Genomic DNA, 20,077 nt, shown 5'->3' with positions numbered 1-20,077 from the left:
CCACTGTGCCGGGATCATCGTTTTATCGTCAGCTCTTAACCGGCTCGATCACCAGTCTCCCCTGTTTCACGTTGACCGTGACCGGCTTGTCGGTGCTGAACCCCGCTTCTGCCAGCCAGTTACCATTCAGGTGCAGGTTGGGGCTGCGGGAGCGTCAACGCGGCGAAGGGCAGTGAAAAAGGCAACGGGCTGACGCACAGCGAGACCACGCTGGACGCGGGCAGCCGGCTTAGCCTGACCAGCGGGCGAGACACGACGCTCACGGGCGCGCAGGCAAACGGTGAGAGCGTGAAGGTGGACGCGGGCCGCAACCTGACGCTGACGTCGGAGCAGGACAGCGACCGCTACGACAGCAAGCAGCAGAGCGCCAGCGCGGGCGGGAGCTTCACCTTCGGCTCGATGACCGGGTCGGCGAACGTGAACGTGAGCCATGATAGGATGCACAGCAACTGGCAGAGCGTGGCGGAGCAGACCGGGATTTTTGCGGGCAGGGGCGGCTTTGACGTGACTGTCGGAGAGCACACGCAACTGAACGGTGCAGTCATCAGCTCAACGGCGACGGCGGATAAAAACCGGCTCGACACCGGCACGCTGGGCTTCGGCGACATAGAGAACCACGCGGAATATGAGGTGGAGCATCAGAGCGCCGGCATGAGCACGGGTGGTAGCGTGGGCGGTCAGTTCGCCGGGAACATGGCGAACGGGATGCTGGCGGGGCTGAGCGGCAGCGGCAGCGCGAATTCGGTGGCGAAGGCGGCGGTGAGCGAAGGCACGATCGTTATCCGCGATAAGGAAAACCAGAAGCAGGACGTGGCAGATCTCAGCCGCGACGTTACGAACGCGAATCCGGGGCTGGACGTGATCTTTGACAAGGAGAAGGAGCAGAACCGGCTGAAGGCGGCACAGCTTATCGGGGAAATCGGGGCGCAGGCGGGGGATATCGCGCGGACGCAGGGCCAGGTAGCGGGCATGAGGGCGCAGCAGGACCCGAAAGCACTGGCGGCTGCAAGGGAAGAGCTGGCCGGAAAAGGGAAGCTGAACCCGACGGCAGATGAGATAGCGAAGCAGGCTTACGACACGGCGATGAAGCCGTTCGGCACGGGTTCGTCGCTGCAGCAGGGCATCAGCGCGGTGACGGCGGCGGTGCAGGGCCTGTCGGGCGGGAACGTGGCGCAGGCGATAAGCGGCGCATCGGCACCGCACCTGGCGGAAAAGATACATGAGCTGACCACGGATGCGAACGGTAAGGTTAATACCGAAGCAAACCTGATGGCGCACGCGGTGCTGGGTGCGGTAACCTCGTACGCGGCGGGCAATGCTGCGCTGGCCGGAGCCTCGGGCGCGGTGATGGGCGAATACATCGCGCAGCAGATGTATCCGGGCGTTAAACGTGAAGACCTGGACGAAGAGCAGCGCCAGACGATCAGCGCACTGGGGACGCTGGCGGCGGGTCTGGCTGGCGGCGTAGTGGGTGACAGCACGGCGGATGCGGTGGCGGGGGCGCAGGCGGGTAAAAATGCGATTGAGAATAATAACTTGCACACCGCAGAAGCCAGGGCGCTTGATAAAGAACTCTCGGACTGTAAAGCGTCGGGCGGTGACTGTCAGGCCATAATTAAGAAATATATTGATATCAGCAATAAAAACAGTAAGGAACTGGCGGAAGCCTGTACCGGAGGCGGTGTTGCCTGTGTAAGCTGGGAAGAACTGGTTCAGGCGGAAACTAACATTGCTCTAGATGCTGATAAACATCAGGTAAGGCTGGGTGATAAACTGAAAGATCCGGATGCATCTGCGATAGTTAAATATCTTAACGGGTCTGATCTTAAATTCCTTAAGGATAATATCACGAAAAGTGATCGGTTTATGGATGTGGTAATGACCCCAACCTCCTGGCCAGTAGCAATAATGGGCGGGAAGGCAATTATGACTAATGCCGTGAATAACACCAAAGAACAGCTTATTGCGGTGGGGGTTACAGGTGCAGCGAGCGCAGGTATCCAGTATGGAACAACAGGAGAAGTAAAACTATCCGACGTAATCGGATCTGTAGTCGTTGGTGGGATTACTACCGGTAAAGGGTACAATCCGACCATGTCATGGAATGCAGCAGGCGGTTATTACCAGGCGGAAATCAGCGGGGACGATCCATTTATGGCTGCTTTGATGAGTAAGACCGGCGCATCAGTAGGATATACGGCTGGTAATATTATAAAGATACCGTTTGATAAAGTGTTTAATCCGGTCTCAAAACAATATGATTGGGTTCAGACAGGAGTGTGGACAATATCTAAGCCTGTTCCTCAAAATGCCACTCCATCAATAGCTGCCAATGTTACCGACTCTGCGGCATCGGGTCTTTTCAACCAATCTGCAAATAAAATCGTAGAGGAGAAGAAATGATGAAAGTGCCAACTTGGAAGCTAGCTATGCTGCTTATTTATTCTTGCACTGTCGCCTCTGCTTGTATGTTTATAATTAGTCTTTTTTTTCAATGGTTGCCTGGAAGTGGAGTGTTTAATGATTTTTTCGGAAGCCATCAATTACGTATTGCTTTCAAAATGGCAGTTATTGGTTTTGTGTTGGGAGTCTTAATATGGTTATCTTATTATATTCCCTACAGGAAAAAATCACTTAATAGATAAACTATGTTTATTTATGGTTATCCTTAATATAAGTAAATCCCGGTCAACTGACCGGGATTTTTGCTTTCAAGCCCTGAATCCTCCCACTTACTGCCAACGCAACTGAAGCTCTCCGGGCGCAGTGGTAATCTCCAGCTGTCCCGCCTCAGTGATACCGAAGCCGGTCAGCCAGTCGCCGCCGATAATCACCTCGCCATTCTTCCGCACACAGTCGGCCCATGAATCCTGCAACTGCAGGCTGGCTTCGCAGAGTGCTCGCTACTCGGCTTCATCGGTGACGACAGTCACTGTCAGCGAGTCAAGCCGTAGCGTCACCCGGAACGGCGTGTCGGTGATAAATACGAGCGCGGCTAGCTGGCCGCCTGTGATGATCAGCTCCGGGAGGGGGTTCTGAATAAAAGTCATACTCACACATTCTCCTCCGTGAGGTGCATGATGCGGATAATCAGCTGGCCCTGTTCGGCGATAATGCTCACCAGCTGGCCCCGGATAAATCCCCACTGTTCCAGCCAGCGTCCCTTGATGGTGAGTTGTGGCAGTGGATTCGGTCCGCCACCGTTGGGACGGTATCCGACGATACTTTTGCGGGCTTGGGATACGGCGGGTTCTGACATAGAATCTCTTCCAGCCATAATTAACTCCTACCTAGTTAGTTGTGGTCAGCGGGCTGTTGGTGTTCCACCACCTTCAGCTCGCGCTAAAAATCTCTGCTTACGTTCTTCCTTTTCTGTTTTCTCCTGTTCAAATATACACCGCCCACTTTGTAAACTTGCTGAAAGCTAAGTAATAAACTGCGAGGCGTCTCTGAGAACGGATTGTTTTTCCTTACACTATTTCGTTTATATCCTCTTCCCAATACCCTCTTCAAAAATCTGCAGCCAGTCTTTTTTTCACATGAGTGTGGCGATTTCCGACATCGCATAAGAGTGAAATGAAGATGACAGGGAAAAGGATGACAGGCAAGATGACACCACAAACGACACCACGCGAGAGTCCGGCTATGAGCACTATCCACTTCAGAATTGATGACGACATTAAACGACTGGCCATGCAGGCCGCCGAGCGCCAGAAGAAGACGCTGACAGAGGTTATGCGTCAGCGAGCGGAAGAGCTGGCAGCGGAAGAGCGGCAGTTTCAGGATGGCCAGCATGATGCCTGGCTGGAACAGCAAATAACGGCGGCATTCAGTCGTTATGATGCCGGTGAAAGTGAGTTCATCAGTAATGATGAAATGAATGCCCGCATGGAAGAACTGAAAGCGCAGGCCGCGCGGGGAACATTGTGATATCAGCTGTTCAGTGGGAAAAACAGGCGCAGGCGGACAGGGAGACGATATTTCGTTATCTGTATCGTGAGGCTGGCCTGCTGGTAGCCAGTGCAACAGACGATAAGTTTACCAGCGTGGCCAGTCTGCTTAGCGAAAACCCGCGGGCTGGTACAAAAGTCGGAACAGAAAAACAGTATAAACTGGTAGTTCCCCGCTTTCCGTTCATCATCATCTATGTTGCTGAAGCAGAGGCGGTTCGCATCCTGCGGGTACTGCACACATCCCGTAAGATAACGGGCCGCTATCAAAGATAGTTAGCTGGTTCACCGCGCATCAGAATGTCAGGCATACGGACGTCGTCAGATCGAACGGCACGCTTCAAAGGTGGAATAAACCATTAACCCCCAAACCGTACTCCGCGCTTCGCCACCTGCCAGCCACAGCACCCATCACGCCGCAGGTGGCGATGTCCGCGCAAAGCTCTCGCGCTGAAACAGCGTTTCCGCCAGCTTCACCAGCGCCGGTCGTTCGACACACCAGTTCGGCACCACGCGGCGGAAATTGAGGTAGCCGATCATGCATCCGGTGGCGATATCCGCCAGATTGAGCTGGCCGTTGTTAAGCCATTTGCCCTCTGCGGCCTTTGCTTCCAGCATATCGAGGCTGCGCTGAATCTTTTCACGATTACGCAGCAATACTTCCTCAGACTGCAAATCCCCCGGACGCATCTGCTCGCGCACGATCACCAGCGCGGCATCGCTGACGCCATCCGCCAGCTTTTCCAGTTGACGAATGTTAAGTGATTCAAGCGGATCGGCAGGCAGCAGAGCAGGCTCCTCGCCGCGCAGTTCCAGAAACTCCGCAATGATGCTGGAATCGAACCAGATTTGCTTATCATCAGCGACCAGCGCCGGAACTTTGCCCAGCGGATTGTAGTGCGGCACGTGGCTGTCATCGCTGTAAGGCGATGCGTTAACGAATTCAAAAGTAATGCCTTTTTCCAGCATGATAATCGAAATCTTACGCACAAATGGGCTGGTATAGCTGCCAATCAGTTTCATCGGGTTCTCCAGAGTCAGTGACTATTCGCCAGGAAACATAAAAGGATTGAGACTGCTGCGCGCGAAGCCTTCCTGCTCCATTTTGGCATCCAGTATCAGCGACGCCAGGTCATCTGCAACCGGTTCAATGGCCGGATCTTTCTCCTGATAAAGCATCTTCAGGTAGGTGCCGCAGTCGCCACAGCTTTCAGCCTTCACCACCGCCTGCTCACTGTTGAGCGACCAGTAGTGCAGGTCTCGGGACTGTTCGCACTGGGTACATTTGCTGTGCACCACATGCCATTCACTTTCGCACAGATTGCAGTGCAGATAGCGCGCGCCTTTAGGACTGCCCATGTGCATCACGCTGGCGACCGGCATACTGGCGCAGACCGGACAGAACTGACGCTGATCGCCCATCTCAGCGCGTGCAATGCCTGGTATCAGGGCCGCCATCTGCGCCCAGTAGAGCGAGAGTGCCGCCCAGATAAAGGGCGCTTTATCGCTGCTGACCAGCGCATAATCGCCGGTAAACAGCGCGCTGGCCAGCGTCTCAAGCTCCGTGGCCGACGCCTTCTCAAGATTCTCAAGCACCGCCAGCGCCTGACCGCTCATTTCCGGTTTCAGCTCGGCAATCAGCGAATGCAGCAGCCGTTGCCAGTGCGGATCGCGCGACAGGGTGTGAATGTTCAGTGGCGGCTTACCCTCGCTGGCGCTCTGCGTCAGTCGGGCATGCAGGTCGATGTGCAGCGGATGGTCATACAGCACAATCTCCTGTGCTTCTGCGATCACCGCAGCAAAACGCAGGTAGTCGCCGAGGGGATTTTTCGCCGCCAGGTCGCGCAGTCGCGCAGCACGACGACTGTATAAATTTTTCAGCCGTGGAAAAAGTAACGGCGGAATCATCTCCGCCGTTGTCTTTTCGCTTTTCTCCAGCTGATCTTGCGGGATTATGCGAATACTCATCAGGGGCGTTTTTCCTGTTTTATTGGTGGATGACGCTGCTCATGGTACCAGCCAGGATGATGATGTCTGGCCCATTCAGCGCTGACCCATCCTTCCACCATCGCGGTCAGCATGCCTTTGACCCACAATACAGCATAAATATGCACCATAATGACGATGATCAGCGCCACCGCTGACACCGAATGCACAATCAGCGCCAGACGACTCAGCGGAATGGCGAAGGCATCGGCAAAGTAAGGTCGCCAGATCACAATGCCGCTGGCAAGCAGCAACACTAAGCTGATAATAGCAGCCCAGAATACACACTTCTGACCAAAGTTATGTTTACCGGTATCACCCACCTCTGTATTCAGCGCCATCCGGTGAATATTTTTGGCCTGGTACAGGTCATCGCGATTGATCAGGTTGTGTTTCCGGTAATGCAAAAACATCGGCATAAAAGCGGCCAACATCACCACGCTAACAAAAGGATGCAGAATACGCGCCAGGTGTGGCGTGCCAAATATTTGCATCAGCCAGTTAAATAACGGAAAGAAAACCCTCATCCGCTTAACGCGGCCATGACAAGGCAAATCGCGACGATCCAGTGACTGATACGTTCGGGTGCGTGGTTACGCACCCGATGATCGGGCTTTTTCATTATTGATGCAGCTCAGGCTGATCGTCGTTGTTGTTATGCTCTTCAGGGACGCGGTTCGGGCCAACACCGACATAGTGGAAGATTAAGGCGGTGAACGTAGCGGCAAAACCTGGCGCCGCCAGCGGTTTCCAGATCCCTTCCAGAAGGTCACGGTCGGGCTGATGCCCGGGTTAGCAGGCAGTCCGTGATAGAGCTGAGGCATGATGCAGCACCCACATTACGTGGGTGCCGCCCCCCCTTCCGGGTCGTAGAGGCCAGCCTGCGCAAACCCGCGCGACTTCAGCTCCGCCACGCGTTCCTCTGCCAGCGTCGCATATCGCTGCTGCCGAAACGAATGGCACCGGTCGGACAGGTCTTCACACAGGTGCGTTCCTGACCCATGCTGACGTGATCTTTGTGCAGGGTGCATTTGTCGGCACGGTTATCCCCTTTATTCAGTCGTGGCACGTTGAACGGGCAGCACGCGATGCAGTAGCCGCAGCCGATACACTGTTCAGACTGAAAATCGACAATGCCGTTGGCGTACTGAATAATGACGCCTGCTGACGGGCAGTCTTTCAGACAGCCGGGATCGGCGCAGTGCAGGCAGCCATCGTTGCGAATCAGTCAGATGAGCTAGCCGTTCTCTTCGACTTCCAAAAAGCGCAACACCGTCCAGGATTTGGCGGTCAGGCCATCTGGTTGCCTTTCGGCATCCAGCCGCCGCTGTAGATCCAGCAGGCGTAGCTGCGCCTTTCCCGGTAAGAAAACCGCATGAATTGCCCCGCTGTTTATTTGCGCTACCAGGGGCAAAAAGGCAGAATCAGTGCGCGTCAGTGGCCTGCTGCACGGGGCACTGAATTTCATTGTTTATTAACAACAGGTCATACTTTTTGAAATCTATCCAGCCTGACTCAGGCGAAGATTTAACAAATCAGGCCGGCGTCAGCAGGACGCAGGTGTGGCAGCGCGCCGATCTGTCCGAAGCTCAGACTGACTGGCTGGCGGACGAGGTTCCGGTGGCGCTGGTCTTTAACGGCATCTCTCATGTGGTGATGATGACCACGCCCAAAGACCTGGAGGCGTTTGCGCTGGGTTTTTCTCTGTCAGAGGGCATTATCGATGCACCCGGCGACATTTTCGGCATGGATATCGTACCGGGTTGTCACGGTATTGAGGTTCAGATTGAGCTTTCCAGCCGCCGTTTCATGGCGCTGAAAGAACAGCGTCGCGCGCTGGCAGGCCGGACCGGCTGCGGCGTGTGTGGCGTTGAACAACTGGACCAGATTGGCAAGCCGCTATCTCCGCTGCCGTTTACCCAGACCTTCGCGCTGGATCAGCTCGATCGGGCGCTGGGTCGGTTGAAAGATTATCAGCCGGTCGGACAGAAAACGGGCTGCACCCATGCTGCCGCGTGGATCCAGCCCGATGGTCAGTTGGCCAGTGGCTGTGAAGATGTGGGTCGCCATGTGGCGCTGGATAAACTGCTGGGGTATCGCAGCCAGGCAGAGTGGGGACCGGGAGCGGTGCTGGTCTCCAGCCGCGCCAGCTATGAAATGGTACAGAAGTCCGCTATGTGCGGCGTTGAGATCCTGTTTGCGGTCTCGGCGGCGACCCGGCTGGCGGTTGAGGTGGCTGAGCGCTGCAACCTGACGCTGGTTGGGTTTAGTAAACCTGGCCGTGCCACAGTCTACAGTCATCCTGAGCGACTGCGTTAAACCACCACTACCTCTGGCAACGCCTGCTGCAATGCCTCAAGTGCGTCACTGTTGTGGCCGTTGCTGTCGGTAATCAACAGGGTGATCGCCTGGGGCGGCGCGTAAACCGTGCGGCTGACCACACCCAGTTTGGCGTGATCGGCCAGCAGATAGCAGGATGCAGATTGCTGCACCATCGCCCGGGCGATGGCCGCTTCGTGCGGGTGAAAACTGCTGGCACCCCAGGCCGCCTCAATACCGACCGGCGAAAGTAGCGCTACATCGGCACGGTAGCGGATGATTTCGCTTACGGTGATTTCGCCGCGCGTCTGTTGGGCTCCTGCTGACATCGTTCCGCCCAGCAAAATAATCTGATTATTCAGCGGCTGATCTTCCTCTCCGGCGCTCAGCGCCAGCGCGGCCTGCAGGCTATTTGTCACTATCGTCAGGCCGGAAAGGGCGTGCAGCTCCTCTGCCAGCAGCGTGGTGGTGGTACCCGCATCAAGAAACAGCGTCTGCCCGGGCTGCAGTAACTGCGCAGCGGCGTGGGCGATGGCGCGCTTCTCCCGGGTCTGGGTACGGCGGCGTTTCGTCAGCGGCGGTTCAGCCGGCGTTTCAATTGCCACCAGTCCGCCATGAACGCGGCGCGCCAGACCCAGCGCTTCCAGCTCAATGATGTCGCGGCGCGCGGTTTCGCGCGACACCGCCAGCTCCCTGATAATGCGCTCGGTACTCACCTGGTTAAACCGGGCGAGTAAGGTACGGATGCGATGAAGGCGCGTTTCCTGCAACATAGAGGTTTCCTTGTAAAACGCGAAAAGCACGGATGATACGTCAGTGAAGCGCACGATTCCGTCTGAATCAGAAGGCAAGCTTAGCGGAGCGATCCGCCTGCGTCATGTGTATTTTAATGTATTTGTGTATTTGGTTGCATTTTAGATTCAGGCAGGCATGATAAAGGCGTCCGCTTTTCTTCCTTCATCTTTGTCACGGGAGTCATTATGGCCACGCGTTCCACCATTATGGATACCAACAGTTTTCGTGCCGAACACGCCGATGCGCTCGACAGCGATACGCGCAAACTGACCGATAAACGCAGCAAAGTGCTGGGTGAATCCTATCGCCTGTTCTATCGCAAACCGGTTCATCTGGTGCGGGGTGAAGGGCAATATCTGTGGGATGCGGCGGGCGATAAATATCTCGACGTCTACAACAATGTGGCGAGCATCGGCCATTGCCATCCGGCCGTGATTGAGGCAGTGACCCAGCAGATGAAAATGCTGAACACTCACACCCGTTACCTGCATGAAAATATCCTCGACTACAGTGAAGCGCTGCTGGCGACCACGCCTGCAGCTATTGATCGCGCGATGTATATGTGTACCGGATCAGAAGCTAATGATCTGGCAATCCGCGTGGCTCGTGCCTTTAGTGGCGGCAGCGGGATTATTGTCAGTAAAGAGGCCTATCACGGCACCAGTGAGCTGACTTCCGGTGCCTCTCCGGCGCTGGGCAGTGGACAGCCGCTGGCGCCCACCACGCGGCTGGTGATGCCGCCGGATGCTTATCGTGTGGATGCGCCTGACCTCGGCGACTGGTTCGCTGACCAGATTCAGCAGCAGATTGATGATATGGCAGCGCACGGCATTAAATTTGCCGGTTTCCTGGCGGACTCGATTTTTTCCTCGGACGGCGTTCTGCCCGATCCGCGCGGCTTCCTGAAAAAAGCGGTAGAGGTGGTGCATGCCAACGGTGGCATCTTTATTGCCGATGAAGTGCAGCCTGGCTTTGGCCGTACTGGCGATGCGTTCTGGGGTTTTGGCCGTCACGATGTCGTGCCTGATGTCATTACCACGGGTAAGCCGATGGGCAATGGCATTCCGGTTTCCGGGCTGCTGGCAAAAAGCGAGGTGCTGGCCGCCTTCAGCGACTCAATTCCCTACTTCAATACGTTCGGTGGCAATCCGGTGGCGATGGCAGCGGCACAGGCAGTACTGAAGGTGATCACCGAAGAGGGTTTGCAGGAGCACAGCCGGGTGGTCGGCGCGAAGCTGCTGGCTGAGCTGAGGACCCTGATGGATCGCTATGCGTGCGTGGGGGATGTAAGGGGTGCCGGACTGTTTATCGGCTTTGAACTGGTTACTGATCGACACAGCAAATCACCGAATAAAACGCTGGCGCTGGATTTGATCGAGAAACTGCGTGAACATCGTGTGCTGACCTCGGTCGCTGGCCCGTATGGGAATGTGCTGAAACTGCGTCCGCCACTGGCTTTCCAGGAAAGCGATATTGACTGGCTGGTTGGCGCACTGGACAGCGCGCTGCGCGAGCTGGGTCAGTAACGCGCAGGTCAGGGCAGAGACAGCATTCGTGCGGGATGCGTAGCCGCTGGCGGCGCTGGCTCAGCGCGCCCCTCTCTGTCTGATAAGGCTTAAAAGGCAGAGTCAGCATCAGCATGCTGTAAAAACAATGGGTTGCTTTTGCCAGATTTCTCAAATCCTTAGGGTTAATAGGGCATTGATTACCCTTTTACGCTACATGAATTTAACTATAATGATTCGACTGCTTACGCGGCACGTCCTGAATTCGTCGTGCTGCTCACACTAAATGGAGAGGAAGAACATGAGTTATTCACTGCCATCCCTGCCTTACGCATACGACGCACTGGAACCGCATTTCGACAAGCAGACGATGGAAATCCATCACACTAAACACCACCAGACCTATGTGAACAACGCTAACGCGGCGCTGGAAGGCACTGAATTTGCCAATCTGCCGGTAGACGAGCTGATCACCAAACTGGATCAGCTGCCAGCAGATAAAAAAGGCCCATTGCGTAACAATGCAGGCGGTCACGCTAACCACAGCCTGTTCTGGAAAGGCCTGAAAACCGGCACCACGCTGCAGGGCGACCTGAAAGCGGCTATCGAGAAAGATTTCGGTAGCGTAGAGAAATTCCAGGAAGAGTTCGAGAAAGCGGCAGCGACCCGTTTCGGCTCTGGCTGGGCGTGGCTGGTTAAAAAAGGCGACAAACTGGCTGTGGTGTCTACCGCAAACCAGGACAACCCGCTGATGGGTGAAGCGGTTGCTGGCGTTTCTGGCTTCCCGATTATCGGACTGGATGTGTGGGAACACGCTTACTATCTGAAGTATCAGAACAAGCGCCCTGACTACATCAAAGCGTTCTGGAACGTGGTTAACTGGGACGAGGCCGCTGCCCGCTTCGCGACTGCTCAGTAAGTTAACCTAACGTAAACGCAATGAAGATAAACCGGCGAATTTTATTTCGCCGGTTTTTTTGTCTTTAATGCCCGCCCCCCAAAATTAAACCAAAAATAAACGGATCTCGCTTTTTAACCGCCGCGCTTTTAACGTTATTCCACATTAACATTCCGTTGATACTCGTTGTTTTATTCTCAGTGACATTCCTGCTCAATGCGTGTCGCTGACTATGTCAATTATCACTACTCACGAAACCACGACCGATTCTTCTGCTTCGCTTTTCTTTCAGTTAATTAGTGGGAAATACGTACCGGATAAACTCTGGATGAGTAAACGTTTCCGGCTGAAATTTGTATTAAGAACCTTAATATCGCCGCTGACCACGCTGCATTATCTGGATCAGCTGTCGCATTTACCGCAACTCCCTCTGTTGATGGGTACCCAGGGATTGCTGCCAGCCAAACTGCACCGGCCCTATCTGCGTTCAGGGTTGAGCATTGCTGCGCGTGCGCAGGCGATACTTGATCATTACACCCTGATGAATAATCTTGAAAATCCTGCGCTGCGTCAGCTGCTGCAGAGCGCCACGGATAATCCGCTGGCCACGCTGACCGGTAAAAATAGCGAGACCTTTTTACTCTCCTGCAGTTCCGGTTATTTCGATCGGGAAGGGGAAGTCACACTGGTATTACGTTATAACGACGAGATTATTGCTTCGCTTTCATTTTCAATTCTCAATGAGAATACCCAGCGTACCTTATTAATTGGCGGATTACAGGGGCCGCGGAAACATATTAATAATGAGGTGATCCGCGAGGCGACCAAGGCTGCTCACGGTCTTTTTCCGAAACGCCTGTTAATGGAGGCGGTGTTTATTGTTGCCAGGCAGTGCGGCGTGGAAAATATTCTGGCGGTGGGCGATGAGACCCATGTATTCCGCAGCCTGCGTTATCGCCATAGCAAAGGGGATAAGTTTTTTGCCAGCTACAGTGAATTCTGGCTGTCGCTGAGTGGTGAAGCGCGCAGGGATGGGATGTTTATCCTGCCGCTGAGCCTGCCGCGTAAAACGCTGGAGGAGATCGCCAGTAAGAAGCGGGCAGAGTATCGTCGTCGCTATGAACTGCTGGATGCGCTGGCGGAGCAGGTTTCTGCCGCCGCCGGCGAACGCAAAGCCGATGTCGATCAGGCTGCTGCCTGATCGACCCATCAGAATGCGGTTTTGGCGAAGCCGGTCATCGCTGTCAGACCCATTTCACGTCCCAGCGCGGTCATTGGATGCACCACCACCAGGCCGCGCACGCTTTTCTTCAGCGCGCCCAGATTTGCCTGCTCTTTTTTAGTAATTTCGCGGCTGAAGCCCATTTTTTGCAGTTTCTGCGCCTCGGCACTGAGTTTTTCAACCCGCTGACCGCGCAGACGCTCAATCTCAATCACCAGCGTTTCTTTCTCTTTCAGCAACGCGCCCAGTTTCTCGGCATCACCCGACTCCAGTAACTGCGGCTCTTTGCGGTTTAGTGCGTCCAGCTGATCGCTGAGACGTTTGATTTCGTTCTTTTCTTGCTCTTTCATGACAACAACTCGTTGAGGAAAACAGGCCAAGGATACACCAAATCCGGCGCATGTTCCCGGTTAGGTTAAGACGAAAAAGGCGCCGGAAGGGCGCCTGGCAGGATTAGCTGCCGGACTTTTTGAACGCCTGCTTCATACTGATGCGGGCGATCAGCTCGGTAAGCGACAGCACCATGGTGGATCGCACCATCTGCAGATAGCGCTGCTGCTGCATGCTGCGCAGCTCTGCATCTTCGGTGTGAAACACTGGTGCAGGCGGCCAGGCGGTCACGCAGTGCAGCTCACCAAACGGACCGAGAATTTCATCGTCGGTAAAACGATAATCGCCGCTGTCGTGATTCAGCTCTTCGCGCAGCGCCAACAGCAGTTCACCATCTTCATATTCGTGCCGGCTGATGACGCCAAGACCGTAAATCAGCTTCAGGCGAACCGAGAGTTCGCCCAAAGGCCCATCACCCAGCAGCAGTGGTTCTACCGCATATTTCACCGCGTAGTCATCTTTACGGAAAACCTGCAGCACCAGCAGATTGACGGCTTCAGCCAATAGCTCAACGGCGGCGATCAGAAAGCTTCTCACCGAACGACCGGCGTTCAGGCGCTCAAGCACCCGGTTCTCAAAAGCCTGCTTCTCTTCCATTATTGCCTGCATGGGTTCAATACCGCCGTTGGGCGCAGGCGAACTACGCCCGGCTTGCGTCACTAACACGCGCGCATTATGCCATAGCGTGCCAGGCGCTCACCACAGAAGCCACCACTTCGCTGTCGGCATCCAGCCCTGAAATCTCAGCCAGCGTAGCCTGTGGGCCTTTTTCTGCCAGCAGCGCGGCCAGCTCCTGCGCCTGTGGGTCCTGGTCGCTACGATAATGCATCGCGGCGGCAATACCCTGCACCAGGCTGGCGTGCGGTAAGCCATACTCAATTGTGCCCAGCGTTGGCTTGATCAGGCGATCGCCCGCGCTGAGTTTACGCAGCGGCTGACGACCGACGCGCTCAACATCATCTTTCAGATACGGGTTTTCAAAGCGGCCAAGAATTTTCTGGATGTAGGCCGCATGTTTCTCCGCCTCAAAACCGTAGCGCGTGATCAACACCGCGCCGCTCTCTTCCATAGCGCCCTTCACCACGGCCCGGATTTTTTCGTCAAGGATGGCGTCACGAATGGTCTGGTGACCGGCCAGCTGGCCGAGATAGGCGGTAATCGCGTGACCGGTGTTCAGGGTGAAGAGTTTGCGCTCAACAAACGCCATCAGGTTATCGGTCAGTTCCATACCCGGAATCGCAGGCAGGTCGCCTTTAAACTGGGTTTTATCAACGATCCATTCGCTGAAGGTTTCAACGGTGACGTCCAGCGGGTCGGTGCTGCCCGCCTCAGACGGTGGCACGATGCGATCGACAGCGGAATCTACAAAGCCGACATGCTGCTCCAGCCAGGCGTGATAGTGCTCCGGCAACGCCTTCAGCACATGCTGTTTCAGCTGACTGGTGCCTCGCACCATATTCTCACAGGCGATGATATTTAACGGGCGGCTATTGCCGTTATCGCTGCGTTTTGCCAGTCCTTTGGCCACACTACTGGCAATACGCTCGAGAATCTGCGGACCCACAGCGGTGGTGACCAGATCGACGTCAGAAACCAGCGTGATGATCTCATCGCTGGTGCTGTTTACCGCACTGACGCCTTTAACGGTTTCTGTTTTGGCCTGCTCGCCAACCACATGTACGGGATACTCATGACGCGCGTTCAGTGCGTCCAGCACTGTCTGATTCACATCAGCAAAAACCAGTTCGATACCTGCATCAGCCAGTAATTTGCCGATAAAGCCGCGACCAATGTTTCCTGCTCCGAAATGTAACGCTTTCATAATTTTTGACCCATATCAAATGACGATGGGGCGGGCAAACCCGCCCCAGGAAATCGGGACGGGCATGACCGCCCCAGGGAAAATATCACTAAATTACGCGAGTGCAGGCTTACCGGACAGCAGCTCCAGCACTTCCTGCACGCTGGTCGTGTTAGCCAGCTTCTCAATCACGCTGTCATCATCCAGCGCATTGGTCAGACTGGTGATCACCTGGATGTGCTCGTTGTTGCGGGCAGCAATCCCAATCACCAGGCGCGCCACATCGTCCGGCTCTTCGCCGAACAGGACGCCTGCAGGATATTGACAGAACACCACGCCGGTTTTCAGCACACGATCTTTGGCTTCAACCGTACCGTGCGGCACGGCAATCGACTCACCGAGGTAGGTCGGCGTCAGTTTTTCACGCGCCAGCATCGCGTCAACATATTCAGGCTCAACGTAACCGCCTTTCACCAGCTGTTCACCGGCAAAACGAATCGCCTGCTCTTTGTTACTGGCACGCAGACCGAGGAAGACATTATCTGCGCCCAGTTTAAACAGGTGCGCGTTGCCTTCGTCGTAGCTATCTGACAGGGCGGTGGTCACGGTTGCTCGACGCACGTCGCTACGGTTAGCGGCCACCAGACGTTCGGTCAGCGTGCTGTAGAGCGCGCTATCGAGGAAGTTGTTCAGCGAGATATGCTGCGCATGCGGCGCCTGGCGAATAGCGCGTTCGGTCAGGTCACGATGCGTAATCACCAGATCGACATCACCTGGCAGGGCGTTGATCGCGGTGTTGGTCACCGACACATTGCTCAGACCGGCATCCTGCACTTTCTTACGCAGTACGCCTGCACCCATGGCGCTGGAACCCATACCGGCGTCACAGGCGACGATGATTTTACGCACGTGGTGCAGATCGACGCTCATGGCATCGCTGGCAATGGCACCACCCGCTGCGCTCTGGCCTTTCGACTGCGCTTTCATCTCATGCATGCGCTGGGTCGCGGCTTCGATATCATCATCTTCTTTGACTTTGCTGGTTTTCAGCAGGATAGCGGAGACCACGAAAGAGACCGCGAAGGCTGCAGCGATAGCGGCGATGTTAGCGAAGTAGGCACCTTTTGGCGTCATTGCCAGCACGGCCAGGATAGAACCCGGTGAGGCAGGAGAGACCAGGCCACCGTTCAGCACGGTCAGCGTGAAGACGCCGGTCATACCGCCCAGGATAACCGCCAGCAGCAGGCGAGGGGCCATCAGCACATACGGGAAGTAGATCTCATGGATGCCGCCGAGGAAGTGGATAATCGCCGCACCGCCCGCAGACTGTTTAGCACTGCCACGGCCAAAGAACATGTAGGCCATCAGCACGCCCATACCTGGACCCGGGTTGGCTTCGATCAGGAAGAAGATCGACTTGCCGGCTTCGCTTGCCTGCTGGATGCCCAGCGGTGAGAAGATACCGTGGTTGATGGCGTTGTTCAGGAACAGGATTTTTGCCGGTTCCACGAAGATTGAGGTCAGTGGCAGCAGATTGTTCTGCACCATCAGATTCACGCCCGCAGCGAGAATGTGTGACAGACCTTCAACCAGCGGGCCGATCGCCAGGAACGCCAGCAGTGCCAGAATCATGCCGATAATACCGGCCGAGAAGTTGTTGACCAGCATCTCGAAGCCGCTTTTGATTTTGCCGTCAATCGCCCGGTCAAACGACTTAATTGCCCAGCCGCCCAGCGGACCAGCAATCATCGCACCGAGGAACATCGGCATATCGGCACCGACAATCACACCCATGGTGGTAATCGCACCAACCACGCCGCCGCGATCGCCCCCCACCAGACGCCCACCGGTGAAACCGATCAGCAGTGGCAGCAGGTAGGTGATCATCGGGCCAACCAGTTTGGCCAGCGTTTCGTTAGGGATCCAGCCAGTTGGAATAAACAGTGCGGTGATGATACCCCAGGCGATAAACGCCCCGATGTTTGGCATCACCATATTACTCAGAAAGCGACCAAAGCTCTGTACTTTGACCTTCACTGATGAGGACATAAACCCACCCCTTATTGAGACGCGCTGCAATAGGAGAGCGCGCTTGTTTTTGTTTAGCCACCCCGACCTAGAGCCGGTGATATCACTGTATGCACGCGGACTCTATCACGCGAATTTAACACTGCGTAGCGCATACCATAAGTGTGATATGCATCACGGATTCAGGGTGGTCACGGGGGTGTTTAGCGTGACTTAGATCACATTTCTAAGAGTGGATGAGGTTGTTTTGCCGCATTTTTAGCCGGTCTGTCAGTTTATCTGTGAGATTAATCACACTTAGGTCCAGGCGGTTTGTATTATATATGTGACTTAGATCACAAACTATTTTTGGTCGAAAATGCGCCAGATCACATTTCATTCCGCAGGCGGTCGAGTGAGACGAAAAAAGGATAAGAGACGGGCAGACGATTAACGCCAGCCCGTACAGCAGATTTACTGCAGACCACCCTGGACGGCAGTTTGTGCCTGAGGAAGCGCCTGGGCATTGGCTGATAAGGTGCTCATCAGCGCGTTATATTGCGAAGCCTGATCCTGCGTCGGGAACTGCACGCCGCCATCATTAAAGCTGACACGGGTTCCCTGCGTTTGCAGGAAATCGCCGGTCTGCACGGCACCCTGGCTCAGTGCCTGGAGTTTTGGCAGCAGCGGAATCAGCTGATTGGCGGGCACCGTCACCACTTTGTTATACGCCGTGTCGTAGACCTTTTTCAGGTCATCCGGCTGCTTCAGGGCGGCTTTGCTGCTGTCCGCCTGCATTTTGGCGCTTTCAATCTGCTGGGTAACGATCACCAGTGCGCTATTCGCCTGACGCAGGGCATCACGACGGCTGAGATAATCCTGCGGAACGCGAATGGCAGAAAGCTCATCCACCACCGGACGCATACCCTGTTCAACTGCTTTGTTCGCCTGCTGCGAAAAGCCATACATGATGGCGTAATCGCTGGCGAAGTTACCAAAGCTCTGCTTCTGATTTTCGCTGAGGCTGGGCAGATGCTCGCCGCTGCGCATCACGGTGTTCTGGAGAAAATCGATAAATGCTTTACGCTGCTCGCCTTCTTTATCACCGCATGCGGTGAGTTGCAGCACGATCAGCGCGCCAGCGAGCATCATGCCGCCGCGTGCCATAAGGCGTGTAAGTCCTGAAGCCATGGGTTCAACTCCTGTCGGTGATACTGTCGGATGTCCAGGTAAGAATGGCCTAAAGAATAGAACAAACCTGAGCCACGGCACAATGTGAAACCACCTGTTAAACAGATGCTTTGTGAATCGCCAGTTGCAGAACGGAATCGCCCGTGCGTCAGAGCGCGCTGCGTTCACTGCCATCACAGGATTCAGCGCGCAAATCTGAAAGGCGTGTTCAGAAGCCTGGTGCTCACTGCGCGGCCTTAGAACACGACGGCCTGGCCATCTTTGCGACTCTCGCTGGCCGCAATGTAGAAGCCCTGCGGATCGCGCATTATCGCCTGCGCACCACCAAAGTTGTAATTGCTCAGAGGATCTTCCAGTACCACGTTGTGACCCATCCGGCGCAGGGTACTCAGGGTATTGCGATCGAGTGTTGATTCAAACATCACCTCGCGCCCCCGTACCACGCGCCAGCGCGGCGCATCAATCGCGGCCTGAGGATTTTGCCGGTGCAGCATAATTCGCAGTGCCAGCTGGACGTGTCCCTGTGCCTGCATCGGCCCGCCCATCACGCCAAATGCCATCAGTGGCTGGCCCTGCTGATCCCGCGCAAAGGCCGGGATAATAGTGTGGAAGGGGCGCTTACCGCCCGCTACAACGTTGGGATGGCCTGGATCGAGCGAAAAGCCCGCGCCACGGTTCTGCAGGCTGATGCCGGTATCGGGTACCACCACGCCGGAACCAAATCCCATGTAATTAGACTGAATGAATGAAACCATCATGCCGCTGGCATCCGCTGTCGCCACATAAACCGTGCCGCTTTGCTGTGGGGAGCCAAAACGAAAATCTCCCGCCCTGTCAGGATCAATTAACGCTGCCCGCTGGCGGATATAGTCGTTGCTCAGCAGGTGTTCAGCCGGAAATTCGAGGTGATCTTCATCGGTGACATAGCGTTCCAGATCAACCAACGCCAGTTTCATCGCCTCAATAGAGAGATGCAGCCACTGCGGTGAATCGGGTGCATAGCGGTTGATCTTCCACGCTTCCAGAATGCCGAGCGCAATTAAGGTCGCCATTCCCTGACCATTAGGCGGCAGCTCCTCTACCGATCCCCCGGCAAACGGACGCGAAAGCAAGGTAACCCAGTCCGCACGATGATTTTTTAAATCCTCCAGCGTCAGGGCGGCGCCATGTTCGCGGGCGAAGGCCGCCATTTTCTGCGCCAGCGCGCCGCGATAAAAACTTTCACCTTCAGTCTCAGCGATCGCCTGCAAGGTGCGGGCCTGAGCCGGATTGCGGAACAGTTCGCCCGCACGGGGTGGACGACCCTGCGGCGCAAAGCAGTCGCTGAAGCCAGGCTGATCCCGTAGCTTGTCATAGCCACGCTGCCAGAGCTGACCAATCAGTGGCGATACCGGAAAGCCGTCGCGCGCATAGTCAATTGCCGGTTGCGCCAGGGTGGTCAGCGGTAAGGTGCCGAAGCGCTGCGCCAGCGTCACCCACGCCGAGACGGCGCCCGGCACAGTGACAGACTCCCAGCCGGTTTCAGGCATCGCGCTCAGAGCGGCAAAGCGTTCGGGATGCCAGGCGGCGGGCGCCCGGCCTGAAGCGTTTAAGCCATGCTGCTCGCTGCCGTCCCAGACAATGGCAAACGCATCACTGCCAATGCCGTTTCCGGTTGGCTCCAGTACGGTTAGGGCGATGGCAGTAGCGATCGCCGCGTCAACAGCATTACCCCCCTGTTGCAGCATACGCAAACCCGCCTGCGCCGCCAGCGGTTGTGAGGTCGCGACGGCATTACGCCCCATCATGGGTACGCGATGAGAAGGGTATCCGACGTTAAAATCTGTTTCACGCATCGCTTTTCCTTACAGGGTTCAGGTGTTGCCCGTTATTGGCACGATATCGCGTGGCTGCACGTTTAACGCGCATCGGGGTGACAGGCGACTGCACCAGCATGGGGCGTCTGCCGTTTCATGAAGGTGCCTGTTGATTAATCTGGCGATACCGCCGCGTTCAGGTTAAAAGATTCACCCG

At 55.6% G+C, this 20,077-nt stretch carries 19 protein-coding genes and 3 pseudogenes; 8 read left to right on the top strand and 14 right to left on the bottom strand.

Annotated features, from left to right (window positions below):
• Positions 1 to 28: 28 nt before the first annotated feature.
• Positions 29 to 115 (bottom strand): SymE family type I addiction module toxin, encoded by an 87-nt coding sequence (locus WFO64_RS15480; protein WP_337013054.1) that lies wholly within the window; start codon positions 113 to 115, stop codon positions 29 to 31.
• A 35-nt stretch (positions 116 to 150) separates the two neighbouring features.
• Here WFO64_RS15480 and WFO64_RS15475 point away from each other — a divergent pair.
• Positions 151 to 2,403 (top strand): annotated as a pseudogene (locus WFO64_RS15475) (VENN motif pre-toxin domain-containing protein); the annotation flags it as partial.
• Positions 2,400 to 2,645: a hypothetical protein gene (locus WFO64_RS15470; RefSeq protein WP_337012981.1), complete on the top strand. Its 246-nt coding sequence runs from the start codon at positions 2,400 to 2,402 to the stop codon at positions 2,643 to 2,645. The pseudogene WFO64_RS15475 and the gene WFO64_RS15470, both read left to right, overlap by 4 nt.
• 258 nt (positions 2,646 to 2,903) lie before the next feature.
• Here WFO64_RS15470 and WFO64_RS15465 read toward each other — a convergent pair whose 3' ends face one another.
• Both WFO64_RS15465 and WFO64_RS15460 read right to left on the bottom strand, forming a co-directional pair.
• On the bottom strand, positions 2,904 to 3,050 hold the full coding sequence (locus WFO64_RS15465) for a hypothetical protein (protein WP_337012980.1): 147 nt from the start codon (positions 3,048 to 3,050) through the stop codon (positions 2,904 to 2,906).
• 2 nt (positions 3,051 to 3,052) lie between these two features.
• Positions 3,053 to 3,277: a SymE family type I addiction module toxin gene (locus WFO64_RS15460; protein ID WP_337012979.1), complete on the bottom strand. Its 225-nt coding sequence runs from the start codon at positions 3,275 to 3,277 to the stop codon at positions 3,053 to 3,055.
• Between the two features lie 368 nt (positions 3,278 to 3,645).
• Between WFO64_RS15460 and WFO64_RS15455 the strand changes: the two genes are divergently transcribed.
• Together WFO64_RS15455 and WFO64_RS15450 are read left to right on the top strand one after the other, a co-directional pair.
• Positions 3,646 to 3,930 (top strand): damage-inducible protein J, encoded by a 285-nt coding sequence (locus WFO64_RS15455; protein ID WP_337013053.1) that lies wholly within the window; start codon positions 3,646 to 3,648, stop codon positions 3,928 to 3,930.
• Positions 3,927 to 4,226 carry a type II toxin-antitoxin system RelE/ParE family toxin gene (locus tag WFO64_RS15450; RefSeq protein WP_337012978.1) on the top strand — a complete coding sequence of 100 codons (300 nt, stop codon included), beginning with the start codon at positions 3,927 to 3,929 and terminating at the stop codon, positions 4,224 to 4,226. The genes WFO64_RS15455 and WFO64_RS15450 overlap by 4 nt, the downstream gene beginning before the upstream one ends.
• A 135-nt stretch (positions 4,227 to 4,361) precedes the next feature.
• Here WFO64_RS15450 and WFO64_RS15445 read toward each other — a convergent pair whose 3' ends face one another.
• The 4 genes and pseudogenes from WFO64_RS15445 to WFO64_RS15430 all read right to left on the bottom strand — a co-directional run.
• The gene (locus WFO64_RS15445) at positions 4,362 to 4,973 is read right to left on the bottom strand and encodes a glutathione S-transferase (protein WP_337012977.1); all 612 of its coding nucleotides are present in this window, start codon (positions 4,971 to 4,973) and stop codon (positions 4,362 to 4,364) included.
• A gap of 21 nt (positions 4,974 to 4,994) precedes the next feature.
• The gene (gene fdhE, locus WFO64_RS15440; RefSeq protein WP_337012976.1) at positions 4,995 to 5,918 is read right to left on the bottom strand and encodes a formate dehydrogenase accessory protein FdhE; all 924 of its coding nucleotides are present in this window, start codon (positions 5,916 to 5,918) and stop codon (positions 4,995 to 4,997) included.
• Positions 5,918 to 6,558, bottom strand: a pseudogene (locus WFO64_RS15435) (formate dehydrogenase subunit gamma). Before WFO64_RS15435 ends, fdhE begins: the two are co-directional and overlap by 1 nt.
• Positions 6,558 to 7,239 (bottom strand): annotated as a pseudogene (locus tag WFO64_RS15430) (4Fe-4S dicluster domain-containing protein); the annotation flags it as partial. The pseudogenes WFO64_RS15430 and WFO64_RS15435, both read right to left, overlap by 1 nt.
• A 191-nt stretch (positions 7,240 to 7,430) precedes the next feature.
• Here WFO64_RS15430 and fdhD point away from each other — a divergent pair.
• On the top strand, positions 7,431 to 8,255 hold the full coding sequence (gene fdhD, locus WFO64_RS15425) for a formate dehydrogenase accessory sulfurtransferase FdhD (protein ID WP_337012975.1): 825 nt from the start codon (positions 7,431 to 7,433) through the stop codon (positions 8,253 to 8,255).
• Here fdhD and WFO64_RS15420 read toward each other — a convergent pair.
• Positions 8,252 to 9,028, bottom strand: coding sequence for a DeoR/GlpR family DNA-binding transcription regulator (locus tag WFO64_RS15420; RefSeq protein WP_337012974.1), 777 nt, complete (start codon positions 9,026 to 9,028; stop codon positions 8,252 to 8,254). The two genes, fdhD and WFO64_RS15420, sit on opposite strands and share 4 nt — an antisense overlap.
• Before the next feature lie 207 nt (positions 9,029 to 9,235).
• Here WFO64_RS15420 and WFO64_RS15415 point away from each other — a divergent pair, with 207 nt between their 5' ends.
• The 3 genes from WFO64_RS15415 (at position 9,236) to WFO64_RS15405 (ending at position 12,654) form a co-directional block, all read left to right on the top strand.
• Positions 9,236 to 10,576 carry an aspartate aminotransferase family protein gene (locus WFO64_RS15415; RefSeq protein ID WP_337012973.1) on the top strand — a complete coding sequence of 447 codons (1,341 nt, stop codon included), beginning with the start codon at positions 9,236 to 9,238 and terminating at the stop codon, positions 10,574 to 10,576.
• A gap of 280 nt (positions 10,577 to 10,856) precedes the next feature.
• Positions 10,857 to 11,474 carry a superoxide dismutase [Mn] gene (sodA, locus tag WFO64_RS15410; protein ID WP_337012972.1) on the top strand — a complete coding sequence of 206 codons (618 nt, stop codon included), beginning with the start codon at positions 10,857 to 10,859 and terminating at the stop codon, positions 11,472 to 11,474.
• Between the two features lie 211 nt (positions 11,475 to 11,685).
• On the top strand, positions 11,686 to 12,654 hold the full coding sequence (locus WFO64_RS15405; RefSeq protein WP_337012971.1) for a VirK/YbjX family protein: 969 nt from the start codon (positions 11,686 to 11,688) through the stop codon (positions 12,652 to 12,654).
• Between the two features lie 8 nt (positions 12,655 to 12,662).
• Here the strand turns inward: WFO64_RS15405 and WFO64_RS15400 are convergent, their stop codons facing one another.
• From WFO64_RS15400 to WFO64_RS15375, 6 genes are all read right to left on the bottom strand, one after another.
• A complete protein-coding gene (locus tag WFO64_RS15400) occupies positions 12,663 to 13,025 on the bottom strand; it encodes a YibL family ribosome-associated protein (protein WP_337012970.1) in 363 nt (120 codons plus the stop codon).
• Positions 13,026 to 13,128: 103 nt separating this feature from the next.
• On the bottom strand, positions 13,129 to 13,674 hold the full coding sequence (gene mtlR, locus WFO64_RS15395; RefSeq protein WP_171820345.1) for a mannitol operon repressor MtlR: 546 nt from the start codon (positions 13,672 to 13,674) through the stop codon (positions 13,129 to 13,131).
• Between the two features lie 64 nt (positions 13,675 to 13,738).
• Positions 13,739 to 14,887 (bottom strand): mannitol-1-phosphate 5-dehydrogenase, encoded by a 1,149-nt coding sequence (mtlD, locus tag WFO64_RS15390; RefSeq protein ID WP_337012969.1) that lies wholly within the window; start codon positions 14,885 to 14,887, stop codon positions 13,739 to 13,741.
• A 93-nt stretch (positions 14,888 to 14,980) separates the two neighbouring features.
• Positions 14,981 to 16,915 (bottom strand): PTS mannitol transporter subunit IICBA, encoded by a 1,935-nt coding sequence (locus WFO64_RS15385; protein WP_337012968.1) that lies wholly within the window; start codon positions 16,913 to 16,915, stop codon positions 14,981 to 14,983.
• A gap of 432 nt (positions 16,916 to 17,347) precedes the next feature.
• On the bottom strand, positions 17,348 to 18,064 hold the full coding sequence (locus WFO64_RS15380; RefSeq protein ID WP_337012967.1) for a DUF3053 domain-containing protein: 717 nt from the start codon (positions 18,062 to 18,064) through the stop codon (positions 17,348 to 17,350).
• 236 nt (positions 18,065 to 18,300) lie between these two features.
• Positions 18,301 to 19,899 (bottom strand): gamma-glutamyltransferase family protein, encoded by a 1,599-nt coding sequence (locus tag WFO64_RS15375; protein ID WP_337012966.1) that lies wholly within the window; start codon positions 19,897 to 19,899, stop codon positions 18,301 to 18,303.
• Positions 19,900 to 20,077 lie beyond the last annotated feature (178 nt).

Origin of the sequence: Pantoea sp. AS142 (assembly GCF_037152305.1) — a bacterium.
Lineage (GTDB): Bacteria > Pseudomonadota > Gammaproteobacteria > Enterobacterales > Enterobacteriaceae > Pantoea.
This window is presented reverse-complemented; position numbering and strand designations above follow the sequence as displayed.